The sequence below is a fragment of the Butyricicoccus intestinisimiae genome, from assembly GCF_018918345.1.
In the GTDB taxonomy this organism is placed as follows: domain Bacteria; phylum Bacillota; class Clostridia; order Oscillospirales; family Butyricicoccaceae; genus Butyricicoccus_A; species Butyricicoccus_A intestinisimiae.
Genome location: NZ_JAHLQI010000016.1, coordinates 1 through 1,676 on the forward strand (window position 1 = coordinate 1; position 1,676 = coordinate 1,676).

The 1,676-nt window shown below is 51.8% G+C and carries 1 rRNA gene; it reads right to left on the reverse strand.

Annotated elements, in window-relative coordinates:
• Nucleotides 1–71 precede the first annotated feature (71 nt).
• Nucleotides 72–1,676: ribosomal RNA gene (locus KQI75_RS13430) — 23S ribosomal RNA — on the reverse strand; the annotation flags it as partial.

Sequence of the window (1,676 nt, forward strand, 5' to 3'; positions counted from 1 at the left end):
TTCCTGCACCCTCAAAACTGAACAACGATGAACTCGACAGAAGCATTTTCCGAGTTTACCCAAATCAAATTTAGGTCAAGCCCTCGACCTATTAGTATCAGTCCGCTGCATACATTGCTGTACTTCCACTCCTGACCTATCAACCACATAGTCTACGTGGGGTCTTACTTCCGAAGAATGGGAAATCTTATCTTACGGGGAGTTTCACGCTTAGATGCCTTCAGCGTTTATCTCGTCCAAACTTAGCTACCCAGCTATGCCCTTGGCAGAACAACTGGTGCACCAGAGGTTTGTCCATCCCGGTCCTCTCGTACTAAGGACAGCTCCGTTCAAATTTCCTACGCCCGCAACAGATAGGGACCGAACTGTCTCACGACGTTCTGAACCCAGCTCGCGTACCGCTTTAATTGGCGAACAGCCAAACCCTTGGGACCGAATTCAGCCCCAGGATGCGATGAGCCGACATCGAGGTGCCAAACCTCCCCGTCGATGTGGACTCTTGGGGGAGATCAGCCTGTTATCCCCAGGGTAGCTTTTATCCGTTGAGCGACGGCATTTCCATTCACATACCGCCGGATCACTAACTCCAACTTTCGTTCCTGCTCGACCCGTCAGTCTCGCAGTCAAGTTCGTTTATGCGTTTACACTCAATGCACGGTTTCCATCCGTGCTGAACGAACCTTTGAGCGCCTCCGTTACCTTTTGGGAGGCGACCGCCCCAGTCAAACTGCCCACCTGACAGTGTCCCCCGACCAGATTCATGGCCGCAGGTTAGAACTCCAATATCCCAAGAGTGGTATCCCAAGGGCGGCTCCACATATGCTGGCGCACATGCTTCCAAGCCTCCCACCTATCCTGTACATGGAATATCGAAGTCCAGTATCAAGCTACAGTGAAGCTCCATGGGGTCTTTCCGTCTAGTTGCGGGAAACCGGCATCTTCACCGGTACTACAATTTCGCCGGGTTGGCTGTTGAGACAGTGCCCAAATCGTTACGCCATTCGTGCGGGTCAGAACTTACCTGACAAGGAATTTCGCTACCTTAGGACCGTTATAGTTACGGCCGCCGTTTACTGGGGCTTAAATTCAGACCTTCGGATTGCTCCTAAGCCCTCCTCGTAACCTTCCAGCACCGGGCAGGCGTCACCCCCTATACGTCATCTTTCGATTTAGCAGAGAGCTGTGTTTTTGCTAAACAGTCGCTTGGGCCTTTTCACTGCGGCCTCTTCTCAGAGGCGCCCCTTATTCCGAAGTTACGGGGCCAATTTGCCGAGTTCCTTAACAACCATTCTCCCGTTGGCCTTAGAATACTCATCCCATCTACCTGTGTCGGTTTGCGGTACGGGCACCTCAGCAATACGCCAGACTTTTCTCGCCACTCACGCCTTCTACTTCCCTACTATTATTTCGGTCCCTTACGCCCGGGGCAACCATCGCCCGGGTTAGAATTAATGAATGTGTCCTCTGGTTTAACGCTTTCGGTGGTTACGGAATATCAACCGTATGTGCATCGCCTACGCCTTTCGGCCTGAGCTTAGCTCCCGACTAACCTTGGGCGGACGAACCTTCCCCAAGAAACCTTAGATTTTCGGCCATTATGATTCTCACATAATTCTCGCTACTTATTCCGGCATTCTCACTCGTATGCAGTCCACCAGTGTTTCCACTCTGACTTC